General features: G+C 71.9%; 21 protein-coding genes. 16 read left to right on the plus strand and 5 right to left on the minus strand.

Translation table 11 applies throughout. The features are described 5' to 3' along the window. Positions 1-28 precede the first annotated feature (28 nt). The 3 genes from AC07CM_RS13150 to AC07CM_RS13160 all read right to left on the minus strand — a co-directional run bounded on the left by AC07CM_RS13150 (position 29) and on the right by AC07CM_RS13160 (position 5,133). Positions 29-1,678 (minus strand): PucR family transcriptional regulator, encoded by a 1,650-nt coding sequence (locus AC07CM_RS13150; protein WP_478876459.1) that lies wholly within the window; start codon positions 1,676-1,678, stop codon positions 29-31. A gap of 178 nt (positions 1,679-1,856) precedes the next feature. Continuing rightward, the gene (locus tag AC07CM_RS13155) at positions 1,857-3,239 is read right to left on the minus strand and encodes an FAD-binding protein (RefSeq protein ID WP_478876460.1); all 1,383 of its coding nucleotides are present in this window, start codon (positions 3,237-3,239) and stop codon (positions 1,857-1,859) included. A gap of 91 nt (positions 3,240-3,330) precedes the next feature. Continuing rightward, positions 3,331-5,133 carry a glycoside hydrolase family 15 protein gene (locus AC07CM_RS13160; RefSeq protein WP_478876736.1) on the minus strand — a complete coding sequence of 601 codons (1,803 nt, stop codon included), beginning with the start codon at positions 5,131-5,133 and terminating at the stop codon, positions 3,331-3,333. Positions 5,134-5,664: 531 nt separating this feature from the next. Between AC07CM_RS13160 and AC07CM_RS13165 the strand changes: the two genes are divergently transcribed. From AC07CM_RS13165 to AC07CM_RS13220, 12 genes are all read left to right on the plus strand, one after another. Beyond that, a complete protein-coding gene (locus AC07CM_RS13165) occupies positions 5,665-7,314 on the plus strand; it encodes a CTP synthase (protein WP_478876461.1) in 1,650 nt (549 codons plus the stop codon). A gap of 101 nt (positions 7,315-7,415) precedes the next feature. After that, positions 7,416-8,042, plus strand: a complete 627-nt coding sequence (locus AC07CM_RS13170) for an NUDIX domain-containing protein (protein ID WP_478876462.1) — start codon at positions 7,416-7,418, stop codon at positions 8,040-8,042. Positions 8,043-8,204: 162 nt separating this feature from the next. Next, positions 8,205-10,277 (plus strand): tetratricopeptide repeat protein, encoded by a 2,073-nt coding sequence (locus AC07CM_RS13175; RefSeq protein ID WP_478876463.1) that lies wholly within the window; start codon positions 8,205-8,207, stop codon positions 10,275-10,277. A 137-nt stretch (positions 10,278-10,414) separates the two neighbouring features. After that, on the plus strand, positions 10,415-11,539 hold the full coding sequence (ald, locus tag AC07CM_RS13180) for an alanine dehydrogenase (RefSeq protein WP_478876464.1): 1,125 nt from the start codon (positions 10,415-10,417) through the stop codon (positions 11,537-11,539). Between the two features lie 414 nt (positions 11,540-11,953). Next, entirely contained in the window at positions 11,954-13,090 is a 1,137-nt protein-coding gene (locus AC07CM_RS13185; protein WP_478876465.1) for a ParA family protein, read from the plus strand. Continuing rightward, positions 13,075-13,629 carry a hypothetical protein gene (locus AC07CM_RS13190; protein WP_478876466.1) on the plus strand — a complete coding sequence of 185 codons (555 nt, stop codon included), beginning with the start codon at positions 13,075-13,077 and terminating at the stop codon, positions 13,627-13,629. Before AC07CM_RS13185 ends, AC07CM_RS13190 begins: the two co-directional genes overlap by 16 nt. A gap of 38 nt (positions 13,630-13,667) precedes the next feature. Further along, positions 13,668-14,849, plus strand: coding sequence for a segregation and condensation protein A (locus tag AC07CM_RS13195; RefSeq protein ID WP_478876467.1), 1,182 nt, complete (start codon positions 13,668-13,670; stop codon positions 14,847-14,849). After that, a complete protein-coding gene (gene scpB / locus AC07CM_RS13200; protein WP_478876468.1) occupies positions 14,846-15,496 on the plus strand; it encodes an SMC-Scp complex subunit ScpB in 651 nt (216 codons plus the stop codon). Before AC07CM_RS13195 ends, scpB begins: the two co-directional genes overlap by 4 nt. 13 nt (positions 15,497-15,509) lie before the next feature. Then, the gene (locus AC07CM_RS13205) at positions 15,510-16,571 is read left to right on the plus strand and encodes a pseudouridine synthase (protein ID WP_478876469.1); all 1,062 of its coding nucleotides are present in this window, start codon (positions 15,510-15,512) and stop codon (positions 16,569-16,571) included. Positions 16,572-16,740: 169 nt separating this feature from the next. After that, positions 16,741-17,484, plus strand: coding sequence for an NUDIX hydrolase (locus AC07CM_RS13210; protein WP_478876470.1), 744 nt, complete (start codon positions 16,741-16,743; stop codon positions 17,482-17,484). Continuing rightward, complete coding sequence (locus tag AC07CM_RS13215) at positions 17,481-18,503, plus strand: ADP-ribosylglycohydrolase family protein (RefSeq protein WP_478876471.1); 1,023 nt, start codon at positions 17,481-17,483, stop codon at positions 18,501-18,503. The genes AC07CM_RS13210 and AC07CM_RS13215 overlap by 4 nt, the downstream gene beginning before the upstream one ends. 3 nt (positions 18,504-18,506) lie before the next feature. Continuing rightward, a complete protein-coding gene (locus AC07CM_RS13220; RefSeq protein ID WP_478876472.1) occupies positions 18,507-19,256 on the plus strand; it encodes a nucleotidyltransferase domain-containing protein in 750 nt (249 codons plus the stop codon). Here the strand turns inward: AC07CM_RS13220 and AC07CM_RS13225 are convergent. Together AC07CM_RS13225 and AC07CM_RS13230 are read right to left on the minus strand one after the other, a co-directional pair. Beyond that, positions 19,182-19,934, minus strand: a complete 753-nt coding sequence (locus AC07CM_RS13225; protein WP_478876473.1) for a nucleotidyltransferase domain-containing protein — start codon at positions 19,932-19,934, stop codon at positions 19,182-19,184. The two genes, AC07CM_RS13220 and AC07CM_RS13225, sit on opposite strands and share 75 nt — an antisense overlap. A gap of 22 nt (positions 19,935-19,956) precedes the next feature. Then, entirely contained in the window at positions 19,957-20,349 is a 393-nt protein-coding gene (locus tag AC07CM_RS13230; RefSeq protein WP_478876474.1) for a Rieske (2Fe-2S) protein, read from the minus strand. 197 nt (positions 20,350-20,546) lie between these two features. Between AC07CM_RS13230 and aroH the strand changes: the two genes are divergently transcribed. The 4 genes from aroH to AC07CM_RS13250 all read left to right on the plus strand — a co-directional run bounded on the left by aroH (position 20,547) and on the right by AC07CM_RS13250 (position 23,453). Beyond that, complete coding sequence (gene aroH / locus AC07CM_RS13235; RefSeq protein ID WP_478876475.1) at positions 20,547-20,909, plus strand: chorismate mutase; 363 nt, start codon at positions 20,547-20,549, stop codon at positions 20,907-20,909. Further along, entirely contained in the window at positions 20,906-21,991 is a 1,086-nt protein-coding gene (locus tag AC07CM_RS13240; RefSeq protein ID WP_478876476.1) for a prephenate dehydrogenase, read from the plus strand. The genes aroH and AC07CM_RS13240 overlap by 4 nt, the downstream gene beginning before the upstream one ends. Before the next feature lie 128 nt (positions 21,992-22,119). Next, complete coding sequence (gene cmk, locus AC07CM_RS13245; protein ID WP_478876477.1) at positions 22,120-22,812, plus strand: (d)CMP kinase; 693 nt, start codon at positions 22,120-22,122, stop codon at positions 22,810-22,812. Positions 22,813-22,865: 53 nt separating this feature from the next. After that, a complete protein-coding gene (locus AC07CM_RS13250; protein ID WP_478876737.1) occupies positions 22,866-23,453 on the plus strand; it encodes a lysophospholipid acyltransferase family protein in 588 nt (195 codons plus the stop codon). Positions 23,454-23,461: the final 8 nt, after the last annotated feature.

Here is a 23,461-nt window from a genome sequence, read left to right on the forward strand (position 1 = left end):
TGTCCGAAAGAAGGGCCCTGGGCCCCGTCTAGGGCACGTGCCGGCGGGCCCGCAGGGCGAGGCTCAACGCCAGTACCGTTTGCGGGTCGTCGAGGTCGGTGCCCAGCAACTCGCCTATGCGGGCGAGGCGGTTGTAGAGGGTCTGACGGTTGAGGTGCAGCTCGCGGGCCGTCTCCGCCTTGCGGCCCGCGTGCGCGAGATACGTCTCCAAAGTGGGCAGCAGCGGCGGCTTGGAGCGGTGGTCGTGGTCGCGCAGCGGCCCGATCGCGCGGTCCACGAAGGCCGCCAGGTCCGGGTGGTCGCGCAGCCGCCACAGCAGCAGGTCGATGTCGAGACGGCGGGCGTCGTACCAGGGCCGGTCGGTCAGGCCCTGTGCCGCCGTCGCCGTCTCCGCCGCGTGCCGCAGCCCCGCCGACGCGGCCGCCCAGCCGCCGGCCACCCCGACGACCACGACGGGCGGCGGCGCGCCCGGCCGCTGCATCCCGGCCCGCTCGACGCCCGCCCGCAGCGCGGCCGCCACCCGGTCGGCGACCGCCGCACGCTCGGACTCCGAGCGCAGCCCGAGCAGCACCAGGACCCGGCCCTCCACCGGCCGCACGCCGAGCAGCACCGGCACCCCCACCGCGGCCAGCTCCTCGGAGACCGCCCGGGCCAGCACCGCCCAGCCCCCGCCGGGGGAGAGGGAGTCCCCGACCCGCATGACGACCGGCAGCAGCGGGCTGTTGCCGGGCTTGAAACCGAGGACCCGGGCCTGCGCCGGGGCGTCCTCCGCCGTGATCCGGCCCTCGGCGAGGTCGGTGAGGAAGTCACCGCGGCCGCGCGCGGCCAGCTCCTCCTCCTGCCGGGCCTGCATCAGCACCACGGCCAGGATGCCGGCGGCCCGCTCGGCGGCCATCCGGTGCACCGGAGCCAGCGGGGAGCGGACCGGCAGCAGCACCAGCCGGGCCCGTACCGACCCCGGTCCCGCTCCGGGCCCGCCGCCGGGCACGTCCACCAGCACCGAACCGGCGGGCGGCGGCGCGTCCTTGTGCGGACCGCGCAGCCCCTCCCACACCTGCAGTGGATCCGCGCCCTCGGGACCGGACCCGGCGGCGTACAGCAGCCGTCCGTCCGTCGTCTCCAGGAAGACCGGGTTGCCGCTGAAGTCCGCCAGGATGCCCAGCACCTGCGGCACCCCGCCACCGCCCAACAGGGCCTCGGTACACCGGCGATGGACCTCCTCCGCCCGCTGCAGCAGCGCGTAGTGGCCGTTGACGATCTCGGTGTGGATCTCCTCGGTGACGGTCACGAACGGCACCTCGCGGTGCAGCTGGACCAGCGGCAGCCCCGCGCTGCGGGCGGTGTCCACCAGGGCGGCGGGCAGCCGGGTGAAGCGCGGGCCCAGCTCCACCACCAGCGCGGCGATCCCGCGCTCGGCGAGCGTGCGCACGAACGCCCGCTGCTCGGCGGGCCGGGTGCCGAGGCCGTACCCGGTGGTGAGCAGCAGCTCGCCGCCCTTGAGCAGCGAGGCGATGTTCGGTACCTCGCCCGCGTGCACCCAGCGCACGGTGCGTCCCAGCCGGTCGGCGCCGGCCAGGACCTCCGGGAGCCCGCTGCGCAGCCCGGGCAGCTCCAGCGCCCGCTGAACGGTGATCCCGGCGCCCTGAGTGGCGAATCTGCTGTCCGTACCGCTGTCCATGCAGCGGACGCTACCTGCGTGAACGGCGGGACGACAGCGAGGGCTCCGACAGGGCGCATTTTCCGCGACCTCGCCTGGCGCCATGTGGCGCCAGGTGGCATCACTCGGCGTCATCCGGTGCCACGAACCCGCCGACGCGCCCACACCACCGAGCGCCGCGAGTCCCTGCCGAACTCCTCTATATGGGCCGGATGTTGTGGTTGAAGCGGAACACGTTGTCGGGATCGTAGGCCCGCTTCACCTTCTCCAGCCGCAGCAGGTTCCCGCTGCCCAGTCCCTCCTCGACGCGCTTCCGGCCCTCGTCCCCGATGAAGTTCAGGTAGACGGCGCCGGTGCTCCACGGCCGTACATCGGCGCGGACGTCCCGCACCCACGCGATCGCCCGCTCGTCGTCGGCCGGATCGTCCCAGATCGCGAAGGGATGGGCCGCCCAGGCCGCGTCCCGGTAGGGCACCGGATACTCGTGCGGGCCGGCGGCGATCGCCCCGCCCTGCGGGAACAGCAGGTGCTGGGTGCTGGTCGGCACCGGCATGCTGTCCGCGCGGGCGCAGTAGACGTCCACCAGGTCGTCGGGCAGACCGGTGAGGTACTCGGCCGACCAGTAGTTCCGCTGACCGGGCGGATCGTCGAGCATGCACTGGACGTCGGCGTACGGCATGTCGCCGGCCATCTCCACCTCGTGCGGCAGCGCGAGCAGGGGCTCGGCGAGCTTGCGCAGGTCGTCCTCGCCGCCCGCGTACGTCAGCAGCGCGGCGCAGGCCAGCTTGCCCACCAGGTGCTCGGGCACGAATTCCTCGGGCGGGCCGGTCAGATACAGCACCGCGCCGCTCAGCTCGTCCGGGCCGGTACGGACGACCTCGCGGAAGGTGCGGACCACGTCCGGGCCGAACTGCGGGAGGTGGAAGAGCAGGACGATGGAGAACTCCGGCATCTCGTGCAGGCTCAGGGTGAGCGCGGTGGCGATGCCGAAGTTGCCGCCGCCGCCGTGCAGTGCCCAGAACAGCTCGGGGTTCTCGTCGGCGTTCGCGTGCACCCGCTCGGCGTTCGCGGTCACCAGTTCCACGCCGAGCAGGTTGTCGACGGCGTAGCCGAAGGTGCGGTCCAGCCAGCCGGTGCCGCCGCCGAGGACGAAGCCGCCGACGCCGGTGGTCGACGCCCGGCCGCCGGTGGTGGCGAGGCCGTAGGGCTGGGTGGCCCGGTCCAGATGGCTCATCGTGGCGCCGCCCTCGACCCGGACCGCCTCGGCCGCCGGGTCGACGGTCACCTCGTGCATCCGGCGCAGGTCCACCACGAGCGCGCCGTCGCCGAGGGCCGTGCCGGCGACGCTGTGCCCGCCGCCGCGCACCGCGATCGGCAGGTCCAGCTCTCTGCCGAACCGCACCGCGCGGACCACGTCGGTCCCGTCCGCGCACTGGGCGATCACGGCCGGACGCCGGTCGATCATCGCGTTGAAGACCGTACGGGCCTCGTCGTACCCCAGGTCCCCAGGGGCGAACACGTCGCCGACCAGATCCTCGCGCAGCGCGGCGAGGGCCGCGCCCGCCTTCGAAGGGGAAGCCATGGCCGCCCCCTTTCCGAAAAGGGGGATTTGTTCGGTTTCAGCCTAGGCAGGAGCCCCCGAAGAGGCGCGGGGAACCGAGCGGGCGGAGCGTCTAACCGCCGTACGCCCCCGACGCCGTCAGCCGCAGCGCGGTGTCGATCAGCGGAACGTGGCTGAAGGCCTGCGGGAAGTTGCCGACCTGGCGCTGCAGCCGGGGGTCCCACTCCTCGGCGAGCAGGCCGAGGTCGTTGCGCAGCGCGAGGAGCTTCTCGAACAGCTTGCGGGCCTCGTCCACCCGGCCGATCATCGCCAGGTCGTCCGCCATCCAGAACGAGCAGGCCAGGAAGGCACCCTCGTCGCCCGGCAGGCCGTCGACGCCCTCGTCCTCGCCCTCCGTCGGGTAGCGCAGGATGAACCCGTCCGTGGTGGACAGCTCACGCTGGATCGCCTCGATGGTGCCGATCACCCGCTTGTCGTCCGGCGGCAGGAAGCCCATCTGCGGGATCAGCAGCAGGGAGGCGTCCAGCTCCTGGGAGCCGTAGGACTGGGTGAAGGTGTTGCGCTCCTTGTCGTAGCCCTTCTCGCACACGTCCCGGTGGATGTCGTCGCGCAGTTCCTTCCAGCGCTCCAGCGGGCCGTCCGCGTCACCGGACTGGATCAGCTTGATGGTGCGGTCCACCGCCACCCAGGCCATCACCTTGGAGTGCACGAAGTGCCGGCGCGGTCCGCGCACCTCCCAGATGCCCTCGTCCGGCTCCTGCCAGTGGTCCTCCAGGTAGCGGATCAGCTTCAGCTGCAGCAGGGAGGCGTAGTCGTTGCGTGCCAGGCCCGTCATGTGGGCCAGGTGCAGGGCCTCGGTGACCTCGCCGTACACGTCCAGCTGGAGTTGGTGCGCCGCGCCGTTGCCGACCCGGACCGGGGCCGAGCCCTCGTAGCCCGGCAGCCAGTCCAGCTCGGCCTCGCCCAGCTCGCGCTCGCCGGCGATGCCGTACATGATCTGCAGGTTCTCCGGGTCGCCCGCGACCGCCCGCAGCAGCCACTCGCGCCAGGCGCGGGCCTCCTCGCGGTAGCCCGTGCGCAGCAGCGACGACAGGGTGATCGCCGCGTCCCGCAGCCATGTGTAGCGGTAGTCCCAGTTGCGGACGCCGCCGACGTCCTCGGGGAGCGAGGTGGTGGGGGCCGCGACGATGCCACCCGTGGGGGCGTACGTCAGTGCCTTCAGGGTGATCAGCGAGCGGATCACCGCCTCGCGGTACGGACCGTGGTACGTACAGTGCTCGACCCACTCGCGCCAGAAGTCCTCCGTCGCCGTCAGCGCCGCCTCCGGCTCCGGCAGCGGCGGCGGCTCCTTGTGCGAGGGCTGCCACGAGATCGTGAACGCGATCCGGTCGCCGGGGGCGACCGTGAAGTCGGCGTAGGTCGTCAGCGCCTTGCCGTAGGTCTCCGCCTCGGTGTCGAACCAGACCGAGTCGGGCCCGGCCACCGCCACCGTCCGCCCCTCGTGCTTGTGCACCCAGGGCACCACCCGGCCGTAGGAGAACCGCATCCGCAGCGCCGAGCGCATCGGCACCCGGCCGGTGACGCCCTCCACGATCCGGATCAGCTGCGGGGCGCCGTCACGCGGGGGCATGAAATCCGTCACGCGGACGGTGCCGCGCGGGGTGTCCCACTCCGACTCCAGGATCAGCGAGTCGCCGCGGTAGGTGCGCCGGGCCGCGCTGGGCGGCTGGGAGTCGGCCGCGTGCGCCGGGCCGAGCCGCCAGAAGCCGTGCTCCTCGGTGCCCAGCAGGCCGGCGAAGATGGCATGCGAGTCGAAGCGGGGCAGGCACAGCCAGTCCACTGTGCCGTCCCGGCAGACCAGGGCAGCGGTCTGCATGTCTCCGATGAGTGCGTAGTCTTCGATGCGCCCGGCCACGTGCAACTCCAGTCGAACGGCCACGTCACCCCCGCGCAGGGGGGCTGTCGCTAGTGCGGTCAAGGGGTCGTTGTTATGCGTCGTTGAGCGGTGAAGCAAAGCAGTCCGCCGAGCCCTGGGGCAATACGACAGTCTTTGCTCAACGAACTGCCGCGCTCTCGTTGTTCCGGGTAATGCAGGCGGGGGTGTGCCGTCGTTCCGGCCGGGCTCGGCAGCGAGTGTCCGAGCAGGATACGACGCACGTAGATGATCTGCGTGCCGCTCCGGGCAACCCGTGTGGGCCGAACGAGTGAGCAGCGGGTGAGAACGATGTGACATGTGCGTGCCCTGTCGACGCATGTGGTGGGTGTTGCGTGTCGGCGTGGGCGCGGAGCGTGGCCGGAAGCCATCCCGTCCGGGCGCTGATACGCTGGTAGCCCGTGGACCGGTGGGCGACAAACCCCCGAACCGCAGCGACGGCACCCCCGGAAGCGTCCGGACCGGCAGCCGCACCGCACGACAGACAGCGACCACGGGAGCCCCCTCTTGGCCATGCCGCCGAAATCTACGACGACCAAGCACATCTTCGTCACCGGGGGTGTCGCCTCCTCGCTCGGCAAGGGCCTCACCGCCTCCAGCCTGGGCATGCTGCTCAAGGCCCGCGGCCTGCGCGTCGTGATGCAGAAGCTGGACCCGTACCTGAACGTCGACCCGGGCACGATGAACCCCTTCCAGCACGGTGAGGTGTTCGTCACCAACGACGGCGCCGAGACCGACCTGGACATCGGCCACTACGAGCGCTTCCTGGACCGCGACCTGGACGGCTCCGCCAACGTCACCACCGGTCAGGTGTACTCGACCGTGATCGCCAAGGAGCGGCGTGGCGAGTACCTGGGCGACACCGTGCAGGTCATCCCGCACATCACCAACGAGATCAAGCACCGCATCCGGCGCATGGCCACCGACGAGGTCGACGTCGTCATCACCGAGGTCGGCGGCACGGTCGGCGACATCGAGTCGCTTCCCTTCCTCGAGACGGTACGCCAGGTCCGCCACGAGGTCGGCCGGGACAACGTCTTCGTCGTGCACATCTCGCTGCTGCCGTACATCGGCCCCTCGGGCGAGCTGAAGACCAAGCCGACCCAGCACTCCGTCGCGGCCCTGCGCAACATCGGTATCCAGCCGGACGCGATCGTGCTGCGCTGCGACCGTGAGGTGCCGACGGCGATCAAGCGGAAGATCTCGCTGATGTGCGACGTCGACGAGGCCGCCGTGGTCGCCTGCCCCGACGCCCGCTCGATCTACGACATCCCGAAGACCGTGCACGGCGAGGGCCTGGACGCCTACGTGGTGCGCAAGCTCGACCTGCCCTTCCGTGACGTGGACTGGACGACCTGGGACGACCTGCTCGACCGCGTCCACAACCCCGACCACGAGATCACCCTCGCGCTGGTCGGCAAGTACATCGACCTGCCCGACGCCTACCTGTCGGTCACCGAGGCGCTGCGCGCCGGCGGCTTCGCCAACAAGGCCCGCGTGAAGATCAAGTGGGTCACCTCGGACGACTGCAAGACCCCGGCGGGCGCCAAGGCCCAGCTCGGTGACGTCGACGGCATCTGCATCCCGGGCGGCTTCGGCGACCGCGGTGTGCTCGGCAAGGTCGGCGCCATCCGCTACGCCCGCGAGAACAAGATCCCGCTGCTCGGCCTCTGCCTCGGCCTGCAGTGCATCGTGATCGAGGCGGCGCGCAGCCTCGCCGACATCCCGGACGCCAACTCCACCGAGTTCGACCCGGCCACCGGCCACCCGGTCATCTCCACCATGGCCGAGCAGATGGACATCGTCGCCGGTGAGGGCGACATGGGCGGCACCATGCGGCTCGGCATGTACCCGGCCAAGCTGGCCGAGGGCTCGATCGTGCGCGAGGTGTACGACGGCAAGGAGTACGTCGAGGAGCGGCACCGTCACCGCTACGAGGTGAACAACGCCTACCGCGCGGAGCTGGAGAAGAAGGCCGGCATCCTGTTCTCGGGCACCTCGCCGGACGGCAAGCTCGTCGAGTACGTGGAGTACCCGCGCGACGTCCACCCCTACCTGGTCGCCACGCAGGCCCACCCCGAGCTGCGCTCGCGGCCGACCCGCCCGCACCCGCTGTTCGCCGGCCTCGTGAAGGCCTCGGTCGAGCGGAAGAATTCCAAGTAACACACCAGTTGTACGGTGGCCGGGGTGCATACCTTCAAAGGTGGGCACCCCGGCTTTCGTATGGGGCCGGTTTTTTACCTGCACGTGTGGAAGGACAGGGCATGACGATCAAGGACACCCCCGAGGAGTGGGAGATCCGCGCGACGGAGACCCCCTTCGTGGGCAACAAGACCTCCGTCCGCACGGACGACGTGGTCATGCCCGACGGCTCGGTAGTCCGCCGCGACTACCAGGTCCACCCCGGCTCGGTCGCCGTCCTCGCCCTGGACGAGGAGGACCGGGTCCTGCTCATCAACCAGTACCGGCACCCGGTGCGGCACAAGCTGTGGGAGATCCCGGCCGGCCTGCTCGACGTGCCGGGCGAGAACCCGCTGCACGCCGCCCAGCGCGAGCTGTACGAGGAGGCACACGTCAAGGCCGAGGACTGGCGGGTGCTGACCGACGTGTACACCACCCCCGGCGGCTGCGACGAGGCCGTACGGATCTTCCTCGCCCGGAACCTGTCCGAGGCCGAGGGCGAGCGCTTCGAGGCGGAGCACGAGGAGACCGACATGCAGCACGCGCGCGTGCCGGTCGACGAGCTGGTGCGCCGGGTGCTCGCCGGCGACGTGCACAACAACTGCCTCGTCGTGGGCGTCCTCTCCCTGGTGGCGGCCCGCGGCGGCGACCGGCTCGACGCCCTGCGCCCGGCCGACGCTCCGTGGCCCGCGCGTCCCTTCGCGTCCTGAACCCATCCCCGCGCGCATTGGTGTGACGATCGCCTGATCCGATCGAGGGACCTGCCCGCCGCGCTCCTCCGGGAACGTCGCAGAGCGTGAACTAGGCTCTGGAAACGCCCGTACCGGAAGACCCGGCGGGCTTGCGCGTGCGGTGGGACGGGAGTGTGGCCCGTGGCGGACCAGGCGGTGGACACAGACGGCGTGCGGCTGTCCGCGCACCCGGCCACGAACGACCATTTCCTCGGCCGAGCACGCGAGTTGAAGGAGCTGCGCGCCGACATCGAGCGGGCCGGCCTGGACACCCTCTCCGGCAAGAAGGCGCCCCGCGCGCGCGTACTCCTCATCGCGGGCCGCCCCGGCTCCGGCCGGACCACCCTCGCCGAGGAACTGGTGCGCCAGGTCGCCGAGGGTTACCCCGACGGAGTGTTCCGGGCCCGGCTCGGCGAGCCCGACGGCACCCCCGTACCCCTGGAGCGCACCGCACGCGAGCTGCTCGGCGCGCTGGACGTGCAGGCGCCCGCCGGGGCCGCCGAGGACGAGCTGACCGAGGCGCTGCGCGCGGCCCTGGCCGGCCGGCGGTCGCTCCTGCTGCTGGACGACGCGGCCGGCGCCGAGCAGGTCGACGCGCTGCTGCCGGACACGCCGGACTGCCTGGCGGTCGCCGTCTCCGGCGGCCCGCTCACCGGTATCGCGGACGTCCGCCCCTGCACCCTGGGCGGTCTCGACACCAAGTCGGCGGTCGAACTCCTCACCCGCTACACCGGCTCGGTCCGCATCACCGTCGACCCGCGCTCCGCCGAGAGCCTGGCCGAGGCGTGCCAGGGCCATCCGGCCGCGCTCACCCTGGCCGGCGGCTGGCTCGCCTCCCGGCCCCAGGCGGCCGTCTCCGACCTCGCCAAGCGGATGCGCACAGACCCCGCCGACGGTGACGGCGCCGAGGGCACTCCGCTCGCCCGCGTCTTCCGGCTCGTCCACGACCAGCTGCCCGGCCAGTCCGCCCGGATACTGCGACTGCTCTGCCTGGCCCCGGCCGGTCTGATCGACCCGCACACCGCCTCGGCGCTGGCCGGCTGTTCGGTGAACGCCGCCCGCGCCGCCCTGGACGAGTTCGTCGCCCTCGGCCTGCTGCGCGCGGTGGACTCCCCGCTGCCCGAGTACGACGTGCCCGGCTGCCTGCACCCGCTGCTGCGCGTCCTCGCCGAGAGCCTGGAACGCCCGGCGGAGCTGCAGCTGGCCCGGGCCCGCATGCTGGAGCGGACGGTACGGCTGCTGCAGTCGTGCCGGGTGATCACCGAGACGGACAGCCCGCAGGCCCGGGAGAGACTGCAGGAACTGCCGCGGGCGCTGCGCTTTCCCAACCCCCGCGCGGCCGCCGAGTGGCTGAAGGTCCGCAGGCCCGCCCTGCTGGCCGCCGTACGCCTGGCCGTGGCCGACGGGGAGCTGGACACCCTCGCCCGCCGGCTGATGTCCCAGTTGGTCAGGGCCATGGCGGCGCACATCGGCACCTCGGCGGCCGCGCCCGACCTGTACGGGGTCCACGGCCTGGTCCTCGATGTGGCCGAGCGGCGGGGGCTGCACCGGGAGAAGGCCGCGGCCCTGCTGAACCTGGGCGATCTGGACGCGCAGACCGGCCGTACCCGGGCCGCGCTGGCCCGTTTCCGGGCCGCCCTGGACGCCGGACGCGAGGCGAACGACCCGTACGCCATCGGCCGCGCGATGGAATCCGTAGGTGGCGCGCACCAGGAGCTCGGGGACTACGACCGGGCCGCCGACTGGTTCGGCCGCGCCCTCGCCGACCGGCTGGCCCGGGGCGAGCGCCCGGAGGCCGCCCGGCTGTACGGGCGCATCGCCACAGCCCACACCTACGCGGGACGCTACGGCGAGGCGCTCAGGAACTGGCGGGCGGCCGCCGCCGGGTACCGCAAGAACGGTGATGTCGCCGGGCACGCGCGGGCGTTGAGCGAGGTCGCCCGGGTCCAGGAGTACGCGGGCCGGCCCGAGGAGTCGCTGCGGACCTGCCTGGAGGCGGTGGAGTGGGCCCGGCGCGCCGAGGACGCCCGTCTGCAGGCCGCGCTGCAGCTCCGGCTGGCCGACACGCTGGACCGGCTCGGCGACCCCACGGCCGCCCAGCTGCACCGGGCGGCGGCCGAGCGCATGCTGGTCGTGGAACCCCAGGGGGACGACTTCAGTGCGGAACAGGACGCTAACGCCTGCGAAATCCGCAGTGCATCCGACAGAGATTGATGCAATGAAAGGCTAGACAGCCGGAACACCTTCATTAAACTGGCTCTGCCGCTCGTTCTCCTGCGGTGTCTCCCGGTATGCCCCTGCATGTCTGGGTACGTCTGTAATGCACCCCCATACCCTCTGAGCCAAGGACCGTGATCCACGTGAAGGTCGGCATCCCCCGCGAGGTCAAGAACAACGAGTTCCGGGTGGCCATCACCCCCGCCGGTGTGCACGAGCTGGTGCGCAACGGGCACCAGGTCGTCGTCGAGCGGGGCGCCGGCCTCGGTTCCTCGATCACGGACGAGGAGTACGTCTCCGCCGGTGCCGGGATCCTCGACACCGCCGACGAGGTGTGGGCCGCCGCCGACCTGCTGCTGAAGGTCAAGGAGCCCATCGCGGAGGAGTACCACCGCCTCCGCAAGGACCAGATCCTCTTCACCTACCTGCACCTGGCCGCCTCCAAGGAGTGCACGGACGCGCTCATCGAGTCCGGCACCACCGCGATCGCCTACGAGACCGTCGAGCTGCCGAACCGCGCGCTGCCGCTGCTCGCCCCGATGTCCGAGGTCGCGGGCCGGCTGGCCCCGCAGGTCGGCGCCTACCACCTGATGCGCGCGGCCGGCGGCCGTGGCGTGCTGCCCGGCGGTGTCCCGGGCGTGACCCCGGCCAAGGCCGTGGTCATCGGCGGCGGCGTCTCCGGCTGGAACGCCACCCAGGTCGCCGTCGGCATGGGCTTCGAGGTGATCCTGCTGGACCGCGACATCAACAAGCTGCGCGAGGCCGACAGGATCTTCGGCACCAAGGTCAAGGCGATCATGTCCAACTCCTTCGAGCTGGAGAAGGCCGTCCTCGACGCCGACCTCGTCATCGGCGCGGTGCTCATCCCGGGCGCCAAGGCCCCGAAGCTGGTCACCAACGAGCTGGTGTCCCGCATGAAGCCCGGAAGTGTCCTTGTCGACATCGCGATCGACCAGGGCGGCTGCTTCGAGGACTCGCGTCCCACCACGCACGCCGACCCGACCTTCCAGGTCCACAACTCGGTCTTCTACTGCGTCGCCAACATGCCGGGCGGCGTGCCGAACACCTCCACCAACGCCCTCACCAACGCCACGCTGCCGTACATCGTCTCGCTCGCCAACAACGGCTGGGTCGAGGCGCTGCGCCGCGACGCCGCGCTCGCCAAGGGTCTGAACACCCATGACGGCAAGGTCGTTTACAAGGAGGTCGCCGAGGCGCACGGCCTGGAGCACGTGGAGCTGGAGTCCCTGCTCGGCTGACCCCTCCGACCTGGTGAGTCGCCAAGTCGTCACTGGGCAAAAGGCGATTCGTCAACACGGCTCGTCAACAGTGCACACCCGGCCGGACCTTGCCCGACAAGGTCCGGCCGGATGTGTGTATGGTCACTTTGCGGCTCTCGCTCAACTCGCCTCGAACGTAACTCTTCGACCGATTCGCACACCGGTGAAACCTGCTGTGCGACGGCCGTACGCCCTTGACAGCGGGATGTTTCATTGCCGACACATCCTGCCGGGTCCGGCGGATTGTGTTGCTGCGAACCGCCGACACGCCATAGAGTCGCCAATCGTCGGCATGGTGCCACGCTGACCTTGTCTAGAAGTTTCCTGGTCACCAAGGAGGTAAGACGACTTGTGAATGAGTCGACATTTTCTCCCGGGGGTGGTCAACCAGGAATGCCTGCGCGGGGCCAAGGCTCCACGGGGCTCGAGGCTGTCGGCTCCGTCGCTGTCCGAACCTTCGCAGCCCACCAGAGCCAGAGCAGCCCCCACACGGCTCTGTCAGCACACCAGAGCATGGATGGCCATCACGTGAACGCCATGGCCGGCGACGGAAGTGGCGCGCCCCGCAACCGCATCGCCGACTACGACGAACTGCCCGACGGGCACTTCTACGACCCCGACGCCGAGTACGAGCCCGATCCGGAGTACGCGGCCACGCTCGCGCCCGACGCGGCCCGCCAGCGCCGTGAGCGCGTCGGTCCGACCGGACGCCCGCTGCCGTACTTCCCGATCCCGGGCCCGCTGACCGACCACGGCCCCGCGAAGATCATCGCGATGTGCAACCAGAAGGGCGGCGTCGGCAAGACGACGTCGACCATCAACCTGGGTGCCGCGCTCGCGGAGTACGGCCGGCGCGTGCTGCTCGTGGACTTCGACCCGCAGGGCGCGCTGTCGGTGGGTCTCGGCGTCAACCCCATGGAGCTCGACCTCACCGTCTACAACCTGCTCATGGAGCGGGGCATGTCCGCGGACGAGGTCCTGCTGAAGACGGCGGTCCCGAACATGGACCTGCTGCCCTCCAACATCGACCTGTCGGCCGCCGAGGTCCAGCTGGTCTCCGAGGTCGCGCGCGAGTCGACGCTGCAGCGGGCGCTCAAGCCGCTGATGCCCGACTACGACTACATCGTGATCGACTGTCAGCCCTCGCTCGGCCTGCTCACCGTGAACGCGCTGACGGCCGCGCACAAGGTGATCGTGCCGCTGGAGTGCGAGTTCTTCGCCCTGCGCGGTGTGGCCCTGCTGACCGAGACGATCGAGAAGGTCCAGGAGCGGCTCAACCCCGAGCTGGAACTGGACGGCATCCTCGCCACGATGTACGACTCGCGCACCGTGCACAGCCGTGAGGTGCTCGCGCGTGTCGTCGAGGCGTTCGACGACCACGTCTACCACACGGTCATCGGCCGCACGGTCCGCTTCCCGGAGACCACGGTCGCCGGTGAGCCGATCACCACGTACGCCTCCAACTCCGTCGGTGCCGCCGCCTACCGCCAGCTCGCCAGGGAGGTGCTCGCCCGGTGTCACGCCGAGTGAGTCTGCCCGGGGCCGACGAACTGTTCCGTACGACAGGGGGGATGGCGCTCCAGCCGTCCACGCCCCGGCGCGGGACCAACGGCGAGGCCCGGGTGCCGGCTCCCGCGGGGGAGAGCGACGACGCGGCCGCCGCCGAGGACGTGCCGCCGTCGGTGCCCGTGCAGGGCGGTGACGGCGAGGGAGCGGAGCACGTCGCGGCGGAGGCGGAACCTGTGGAGGGCGGTGAGTCCCGCGCGCGGCCGGCCCGGCGCCAGTCGGCGCAGGAAGGTTCTTCTGCGGCCGCCGCGCAGTCCCGCAAGCGGGGGCGGGCGGCGGCCCGGCGGCCCAGCGGGCGCGAGCGGCACGACGAGAAGATCACGGTGTACGTGTCGGCCGAGGAACTCATGGACCTCGAGCACGCGCGACTCGTCCTGAGAGGCGAGCACGGCCTCGCCGTCGACCGCGGCCGTATCGTCCGCGAGGCGGTCGCCGTCGTCCTGGCCGACCTGGAGTCCCGAGGTGACGCGAGCATCCTGGTCCGGCGGCTGCGGGGTCGGTAGTCGGCCTCGTGGGCGGTAAGCGATAGCCTGCGACGGCCATGACCTCGAACGACGCTCCCGCCCCCGGCCCAGGCGCCGGCCGCAGGCGTGCGCTGGGACGGGGACCGGGCACTCCACGAGTGGCTCCGCCGGTGGAGCCGGTCGCGCTTCCCGTGCAGATTCCGGAGCCGGAGCCGGAGGCCGTTGTCCCGGAGACCGAGGCTGCCGAGGCTCTTGTCCCCGAGCCCGAGCTCGTCGTCCCGGAGCCGGAGGTTCTTGAGCCCGAGCTCGTTGTCCCGGAGCCGGGGGTTCTTGAGCCCGAGCCCGTCGTCCCGGAGCCGGAGGACGTCGTCCCCGAGCCCGAGGCCGTAGTACCTGAGGCCGTTCTTCCGGGACCGGACGTCGTCGCCGCCGAAGCCGAAGGGCCCACCGACGGCGTCTTCAAGGTCCGCCTCTCCAACTTCGAGGGGCCCTTCGATCTGCTTCTCCAGCTCATCTCCAAGCACAAGCTGGACGTCACCGAGGTCGCCCTGTCCAAGGTCACCGACGAGTTCATGGCGCACATCCGGGCCATGGGGCCGGACTGGGACCTGGACCAGACGACCGAGTTCCTCGTCGTCGCCGCCACGCTGCTGGACCTCAAGGCGGCCCGGCTGCTGCCCACCGCCGAGGTCGAGGACGAGGCCGACCTCGCGCTGCTGGAGGCCCGGGACCTGCTGTTCGCGCGGCTCCTGCAGTACCGCGCCTACAAGCGGATCGCCGATATCTTCAACCAGCGCCTGGACGAGGAGGCCCGCCGCTGGCCCCGTACCGTCGGTCTGGAGCCCGCGCACGCCGAGCTGCTGCCCGAGGTCGTCATCAGCATCGGCCCCGAGGGCTTCGCGAGGCTCGCGGTCAAGGCGATGCAGCCCAAGCCCAAGCCGCAGGTGTACGTCGACCACATCCACGCCCCGCTGGTCAGCGTGCAGGAGCAGGCGGGGATCGTCGTCGCCCGCCTGAAGGAACTGGGTGAGGCGAGCTTCCGGGCCCTCGTCGAGGACACCGACGACACCCTCACCGTCGTGGCCCGGTTCCTCGCACTGCTGGAGCTGTACCGGGAGAAGGCCGTCGCCCTGGAGCAGGAGGCCGCGCTCGGGGAGCTGCTCGTGCGCTGGACCGGCGGAGACGGGGACGCGGCGCCCATGGTCACCGACGAGTTCGACCGGCCGCCCGAGGAGCCCAAGGAGGAGAAGAAGGCATGAGCGAGGAGACCGCGGAACTCCCGGCGGGGCTCCGTACCGTCGCCGATCTCGACCTCAAGCCCGCCCTGGAGGCGGTCCTCATGGTCGTGGACGAGCCGGCATCGGAGGAGCACCTGGCCAGGATCCTGGAACGGCCGAAGCGGCAGATCGCGGACGCCCTGCGGGAGCTGGCCGACGACTACACCGTGCAGGGCCGAGGCTTCGAGCTGCGGTTCGTCGCGGGCGGCTGGCGCTTCTACAGCCGTGCCGAGTACGCGCCCGCCGTGGAACGGCTCGTGCTGGACGGCCAGACGGCCCGCCTCACCCAGGCGGCACTGGAGACCCTGGCCGTCGTCGCCTACCGCCAGCCGGTGAGCCGCAGCCGCGTCTCCGCCGTGCGCGGAGTCAACTGCGACGGCGTGATGCGCACGCTCCTGCAGCGCGGTCTGGTCGAGGAGGCGGGCACGGAACCCGAAACAGGTGCGATCCTGTACAGGACGACGAACTACTTCCTGGAGCGGATGGGCCTGCGCGGCCTGGACGAGCTTCCGGAGCTCGCGCCCTTCCTCCCGGAGGCGGAGGCGATCGAGGCCGAGACCCAGGAGGGAGTCCCGTCGTTCGACCCGGACGCGCCCGACGCGCCCGGCGGTCAGGACGCAGACGACTAAGACGGAAACCTTGATGCGAAGCAGCGGCAGCGGCAAGAGCGGCGGGCGCGGTAACTACCGCGGTGCCGGCAACGACAGGGACCAGAAGCAGGGGCAGGGCCGGCCCCGCAAGCCCCGCCCCGAGGAGCGCCGCTACGACGTGGGTCCCGGGGCCACCGCGGACGGCCCGAAGTCCGGACGCGGCGGTGCCGCGCGGGGCGGTGCCAAGGGCGGCCCGAAGAAGCCCCAGCAGGGCGGCCGTACGGCTCCCGCGCGCTCGCGCGAGTACGAGGCGCGGGTCGAGGAGCGCAACAGGGAGCGTTACGCGGGCAAGAAGGACGTCAAGGTGCCCAAGACCTTCCCGGGCGCCGAGCAGGAGGGCGAGCGGCTGCAGAAGGTCCTCGCGCGCGCGGGCTACGGCTCCCGGCGCGCCTGCGAGGAGCTGATCGAGCAGGCCCGCGTCGAGATCAACGGCGAGATCGTCCTGGAGCAGGGCCGTCGCGTGGACCCGGAGAAGGACGAGGTCAAGGTCGACGGCCTGACGGTCGCGACGCAGTCGTACCAGTTCTTCTCGCTGAACAAGCCCGCCGGTGTCGTCTCCACCATGGAGGACCCGGAGGGGCGCCAGTGCCTCGGTGACTACGTCACCAACCGCGAGACCCGGCTCTTCCACGTCGGCCGGCTCGACACCGAGACCGAGGGCGTCATCCTGCTCACCAACCACGGCGAGCTGGCGCACCGCCTGACGCACCCCAAGTACGGCGTGAAGAAGACCTACCTCGCGGCGATCGTCGGCCCGATCCCGCGCGACCTCGGCAAGCGCCTGAAGGACGGCATCCAGCTCGAGGACGGCTACGCGCGCGCGGACCACTTCCGCGTGGTCGAGCAGACCGGCAAGAACTACCTGGTCGAGGTGACCCTGCACGAGGGCCGCAAGCACATCGTGCGGCGCATGCTCGCCGAGGCCGGCTTCCCGGTCGAGAAGCTGGTGCGCACGTCCTTCGGGCCGATCACCCTGGGCGACCAGAAGTCGGGCTGGCTGCGCCGTCTGTCCAACACCGAGGTCGGGATGCTCATGAAGGAGGTCGACCTCTAAAGGCGTCTGTGCGGCCTTCTGACGGCCGGTTCCGGGTTGCCCGGGACCGGCCGTCGTCGTGTGCGCCCACGGGGCGCCAGAAGGCGCTGAGGGGCTTGCGGTTCGGTGCGTGCCCTCTTTATAGTCGTCACGACTATTAGTCGCGTTGACCGTGAGGGAGCCGCCGGTCGTGAAGGGCCACGAGAAGCCGGGCGTGGAGGGCTACGACAAGTACGCCCACGAGCCGTTCGCCGTCACCGTCGACCTCGCCGTCCTCACCGTCCGCGCGGGCACCCTGCACGTGCTGCTCGTCGAGCGCGGGCAGGAACCGTACGCCGGTCACCGGGCGCTGCCCGGCGGCTTCCTGCTGCCCGACGAGTCCGCGGAGGCGGCCGCCCGGCGCGAACTCGCCGAGGAGACCGGGCTCGCCGACGTCGCCGGGCTGCACCTCGAGCAGCTGCGCACCTACAGCGAGCCCGGCCGCGACCCCCGGATGCGGGTCGTGTCGGTCGCCTTCACCGCCCTGCTGCCCGAGGCTCCCGAACCGCGCGGCGGCGGCGACGCGGCCCAGGCCCGCTGGCTGCCGTACGACTCCGCCCGGCCGCTCGCCTTCGACCACGACCGGATCCTCGCCGACGCCCACGAGCGGATCGGCGCCCAGCTGGAGAGCGGCTGCGTCGCGACCGCCTTCTGCCCGCCCGAGTTCACGCTCGGCGAACTGCAGCACGTCTACGAGACGGTCTGGGGCACGGCCCTGGACCGCCCCAACTTCCGCCGCAAGGTGCTCGCCACGCCCGGCTTCGTCGAACCCGTCCCCGGTGCCGCCCGGCTCACCGGCGGCCGCGGCAAGCCGGCCGCGCTGTACCGCGCGGGCACCGCGACCATCCTGCACCCGCCCCTGCTCCGACCGTCCCGGGAAGGACGTCCCGCATGACCAGCCTCCAGGCGAGCAAGCGCGCCGCCACCGGTTCCCTGCTCGGCCTCGCCCTCGGGGACGCCCTCGGCTTCCCGACCGAGTTCAACGACGTGCCCTCGATCCTCGCCAAGTGCGGGCCCTGGCGGGAGATGGAGCTGCCGCGGCGCGCGTTCGTCTCCGACGACACACAGATGACCCTTGCCCTCGGACGCGCGCTCGCCGCGGCCATGGAGCGGGGCTTCCTCGCGCCCGGGCGGCTGGAGCGGCCGCTGCGCGAGGAGTTCGTGGACTGGTACCAGTCGCCGGAGAACAACCGCGCCCCAGGCCGCACCTGCCTGACCGCGTGCGGCCTGCTCAAGGAGGACGGCCGGCGCTGGCAGGACGCCAGCCAGATCGGCTCCAAGGGCTGCGGCGCCAACATGCGCGTCGCTCCCATCGGGCTCGCCCCCGGCCTGAGCGACGAACAGCGCGCCGGCGCCGCCCAGTTGCAGTCCGCGCTCACCCACGGCCACCCCACCGCCCTGGCCGCCTCCGACCTCACCGCCCGCGCCGTCCACCTGCTCGCCCGGGGCACCGACCCGGCCGGGCTCGTCGGACAGCTGCGCTCCTACGCCTGCGACAACCGCACCCGCTACGACCACACCTGGCTCGGCGACCTGTGGACCCGCTCCCAGGACCCCGGCCCCGAGCACTTCATCGCGCGCGGCTGGGACGAGTGCCTGGAGATCCTCGGCCGGCTCCAGGAGGCGGTGCGCGACGTCTCGCCGGAGACCGACCCGTGCCTGGCCACCGGCGCGGGCTGGATCGCCGAGGAGGCCCTGGCCACCGGACTGCTGTGCTTCCTGCTCTTCCCCGACGAGCCCGTCACCGCGCTGCGCCGGGCCGCCTGCACCTCGGGCGACTCGGACTCGATCGCCTGCCTCACCGGCGCCTTCGCCGGCGCCTGGCTGGGCGCGGACGCCTGGCCGGCCGACTGGGCCGAGCGGATCGAGTACCGGGGCGACCTGTTGACACTGGGAACGCTCTGGGACGCTTAGGCCATGATCGACGACCTGGGCATGGACCTGACGCCCGTGATCGCCGAACAGCCGGACCCGCTGCTGTTCGCGACCGTCTCCGGGGCCCACCTGTACGGCTTTCCCTCGCAGGACTCCGACCTGGACCTGCGCGGCGCGCACCTGCTGCCCGTCGCCGACCTGGTGGGACTGCGCGAGCCGGAGGAGACGCGGTCACGGGCGTGGGTGCGGTACGGCGTCGAGATGGACCTCGTCACCCACGACGTGCGCAAGTTCGTACGGCTGATGCTCCGGCGCAACGGCTACGTGCTGGAGCAACTGCTCTCGCCCCTGGTCGCGCACACCACCGAGGAGCACCGGGAACTGACCTCCCTCGTGCCGGGCGTCCTCACCAGCCACCACGCCCACCACTACCGCGGATTCGCGGTCACCCAGTGGCGGCTGTTCGAGAAGACCGGCGAACTCAAGCCGCTCCTCTACACGTTCCGTGTGCTGCTCACCGGCGTCCACCTGATGCGCAGCGGCGAGGTCCAGGCTCATCTGCCCACGCTCCTGGAGCAGGTGGGCGCGCCCGGCTACCTGCCCGAACTGATAGCCGCCAAGGCGCAGCAGGAGCACGGCACCGCCGACGTCGAGCACGCGCGCGTGGAGGCTGACGTGGAGCGGCTGCACGCCGTGCTCGACGAGGCCCAGGCCGCCTCAGCCCTGCCCGAGGCGCCCAGTGCCCACGACGCCCTGCACGACTTCGTGGTGCGGGTCCGCTCGGCAGGCTGACGCACGGCGCACCCGGTACAGGAAGTCGGCCACGCGCGCGTGGTCCGGTTCCGGCGGCAGCGGAGTGTGCCGCAGGGCCTCCTCGGACTCGGCGGCCAGCCGGACCATGCGTGCCTCGACCTCGGCCCACGGGACCTCGCCCCGCTTGACCGCCAGCAGCGGCTCCCGCCCGTCCCCGACGTCGAGCCGCAGCTCGCCGGTGCGCAGCAGGTCACGGGCGCTCGTCAGCAGGCGGAGCAGATGCATCGCGTGCTTCCAGCGCGGGGCGCCCGTCGTACGGATGTCGGCGTCCAGCTTGCGGCGCTGGCCGAGGGCGTAGCGGGTGAAGGTGTCGTGGGCGCGGCGGGAGAGGAAGGCGCCGCGCAGGTACAGCAGCTCGCGGCCGGTGTCGTCCACGTGCTCCACCAGCGGGGAGTGCAGGCACTCCAGGATGTTCGGGTTGCCGCGCAGCGCCAGCTCGCAGAACCGCTCCAGCTCCCAGGAGAACCGCTCCTCGCCCGGGCCCTCCACATGCGTCGGTGGTTTCTCGAACCGCCAGAAGAGGGGAGTGGGGGCGAGGAAGACACCCCTGCGGTCGGTGTCGCTGGCCTCCGTGGCCAGGCCGAAGGCCCGGGACCCCATGACACAGGCGTAGATCGTGTGGTCGCGTACGAGGTCGTGGGCGTTCTCGGGCTGCATGCCGGGAGCGTACGCGGGTCCCTCACGCCAGGCGGATCGAATTTCCCTCCACCGTGATCGTCTCGGCGGGCAGCGGCTTGGTCGCCGGGCCGTGCGCCACCGCCCCGTCGGCGATGTGGTACTTGCTGCCGTGGCAGGGGCAGTCGATGGTGCCGTCCGCCACCTGGTTCACCGTGCACCCCATGTGGGTGCAGATCGCCGAGAAGGCCTTGAAGTCGCCCTTCGTCGGCTGGGTGACCACGACCTTCTGCTCCTTGAAGACCTTGCCGCCGCCCTCCGGGATGTCGCTCGTGCCGGCCAGCTCCTGGCTGCCGGGCGACGAGGGGCTGTTCTTGGCACCGTTGCCGCCGCACCCGACGGCGAGCACCGCCGCGCCCGTCACGAGAACCGTGCGCCGCGTCGCGCTGTGGGTCATGTCGTCACTCCGAAATCCCGGAAATCGGTAAATACCGTCATCTTTACATCGAAACCGCTCCGAGTGGTGGAAGCCGCCGACGGCCGACACCGGGTCGGCACCCGTCTCAGCGGGCGGGCGTGGCGCGCCCGGCCGACCGGGGCTGACTAGGCTTGAAGGACCAAGAGCCGATACGCATGTCAGCGAGGAGCAGCGCCGTGGCGGTACGAGCGGTCCGGGGGGCCGTCCAACTGGAGCGGGACGACGCCGCACTCATGGACGAGCAGGTGGGCGCCCTGCTCACCGCCGTCCTGGAGCGGAACGGGCTCGGCACCGACGACCTGATCAGCATCTGGTTCACGGCCACCCCCGACCTGCACAGCGACTTCCCGGCGGCCGCCGCCCGCAAGCTCGGCATCGTGGACGTCCCGCTGATCTGCGCCCAGGAACTGGACATCGAGGGCGCCATGCCCCGCGTCGTCCGGGTGCTCGCGCACATCGAGTCGGACCGGCCCCGCGCCGACATCGCCCACGTCTACCTCGGCGCCGCCGCCGCCCTGCGCAAGGACATCGCCCAGTGAGGACCGCACTCGTCATCGGCACCGGGCTCATCGGCACCTCCGCCGCGCTCGCCCTGACCCAGCGGGGCGTCGTCGTCCACCTCGCCGACCACGACCCGGAGCAGGCCCGTACGGCGGCCGCGCTCGGCGCCGGCACCGACGCGGCCCCCGAGGGCCCGGTGGACCTCGCGATCGTCGCCGCCCCGCCCGCCCGCGTGGCCGCCGTGCTCGCGGACGCCATGACCCGGGGCCTGGCGCGCGGCTACGTCGACGTGGCCAGCGTCAAGGGCGGCCCGCGCCGCGAGCTGGAGGCCCGCGGCCTCGACCTCTCGGCGTACATCGGCACCCACCCCATGTCCGGCCGGGAGAAGTCCGGACCGCTCGCCGCGACGGCCGACCTGTTCGAGGGCCGCCCGTGGGTGCTCACCCCGACCCGGGACACCGACACCGAGGTCCTCAACCTCGCCCTGGAACTGGTCTCGCACTGCCGTGCCGTCCCGGTCGTCATGGACGCCGACGCCCACGACCGGGCCGTCGCCCTCGTGTCGCACATGCCCCACCTGGTCTCCAGCATGGTCGCCGCCCGCCTGGAGAACGCCGAGGAGGCGGCCGTACGGCTGTGCGGGCAGGGCATCCGGGACGTGACCCGGATCGCCGCCTCCGACCCGCGGATGTGGATCGACATCCTCTCCGCCAATCCCGGCCCGGTCGCCGACCTCCTCACGGACGTCTCCGCCGACCTGGACGAGACCGTGCGCGCCCTGCGCGCCCTGCAGTCCTCCGACGAGGACAAGCGGCGCGAGGGCAGCGAGGGCATCGAGGGCGTCCTGCGGCGCGGGAACGCGGGGCAGGTGCGGGTACCCGGGAAGCACGGGTCCGCGCCGCGGGTCTACGAGGTCGTGGCGGTGCTGATCGACGACCAGCCGGGTCAGCTGGCCAGGATCTTCGCCGACGCCGGACAGGCCGGGGTCAACATCGAGGACGTGCGCATCGAGCACGCGACGGGACAGCAGGCGGGTCTCGTCCAGCTCATGGTGGAGCCGAAGACGGTGCCGGTCCTGACGGCCGCGCTGCGGGAGCGCGGCTGGGCGCTGCGGCAATAGGCGCACGGTGTCCGGTCCGGTCCGGCACGCGTGCGTCCGGACGAGTGACCCGTACCCAGTAACCTTGTGCGGGGCGCTCTCGCTCCCCGCACCCCGCTCCCCGCACCGCACCAGGAAGGTGTCCCCTCGTGGAAAACGGCGCCCCGACCGCCAAGTCCGTGATCGTTGCGATCGACGGCCCCTCCGGCACGGGCAAGTCGAGCACGTCGAAGGCCGTGGCCGCGCAGCTCGGTCTGAGCTACCTGGACACCGGCGCGCAGTACCGGGCGATCACCTGGTGGATGGTGACCAACGGCATAGACCTGGAGGACCCGACCGCCATCGCGGCCGTCGCGGGGAAGCCGGAGATCGTCTCCGGCACCGACCCGGCCGCCCCGACCATCACGGTCGACGGCGTCGACGTGGCCGGCCCCATCCGCACCCAGGACGTCACCTCCAAGGTCAGCGCGGTCAGCGCGGTGCCCGAGGTGCGCTCCCGGATCACCGAGCTGCAGCGCTCGCTGGCCGCCGGCGCCGAGAACGGCATGGTGGTCGAGGGCCGTGACATCGGTACGACGGTCCTCCCGGACGCCGATCTGAAGATCTTCCTCACCGCCTCCCCGGAGGCTCGCGCCGCCCGCCGCAGCGGCGAGCTGAAGGGCGCCGACGTCCACGCCACCCGCGAGGCCCTGATCAAGCGGGACGCGGCCGACTCCAGCCGCAAGACCTCGCCGCTCGCCAAGGCGGGCGACGCGGTCGAGGTGGACACCACCGAACTCACCCTCGCCCAGGTCATCGAGTGCGTCGTCACCCTGGTCGAGGAGAAGCGAGCCGGGAAGTGAGCCTTCCGTCCGAGCGGGGCGCCGAGGTCGGGCGGCGCATCGGCGTCGGCCTGATGTACGGGCTGTGGAGACCGCGCGTGCTCGGCGCCTGGAAGGTGCCCGCGACCGGCCCGGCGATCCTCGCCGTGAACCACTCCCACAACATCGACGGACCGATGGTCATGGGCGTGGCGCCCCGGCCGACGCACTTCCTGATCAAGAAGGAGGCGTTCGTCGGCCCGCTGGACCCCTTCCTGACCGGCATCGGCCAGCTGAAGGTGGACCGCGCCTCCGCCGACCGCACGGCGATCGGCCGGGCGCTCGGCCTCCTGGAGAGCGGGGGAGTGCTGGGCATCTTCCCGGAGGGCACCCGTGGCGAGGGCGACTTCGCCTCCCTGCGCGCCGGGCTCGCCTACTTCGCGGTCCGCAGCGGGGCGCCGATCGTGCCCGTGGCCGTCCTGGGAAGCTCCGAGCGGCCCGGCCGATTGATAAAGGCGCTGCCCCCGCTGCGCTCCCGAGTCGACGTCGTCTTCGGCGACCCCTTCGAGGCGGGCGACGGCAGCGGGCGGCGCACCCGCAGGGCGCTGGACGAGGCGACCGAGCGCATCCAGAAGCAGCTCACCAGCCACCTGGAAAACGCCAGGCGCCTGACCGGGCGCTAGGCGACACT

This window comes from Streptomyces sp. NPDC044061 (genome assembly GCF_056434305.1).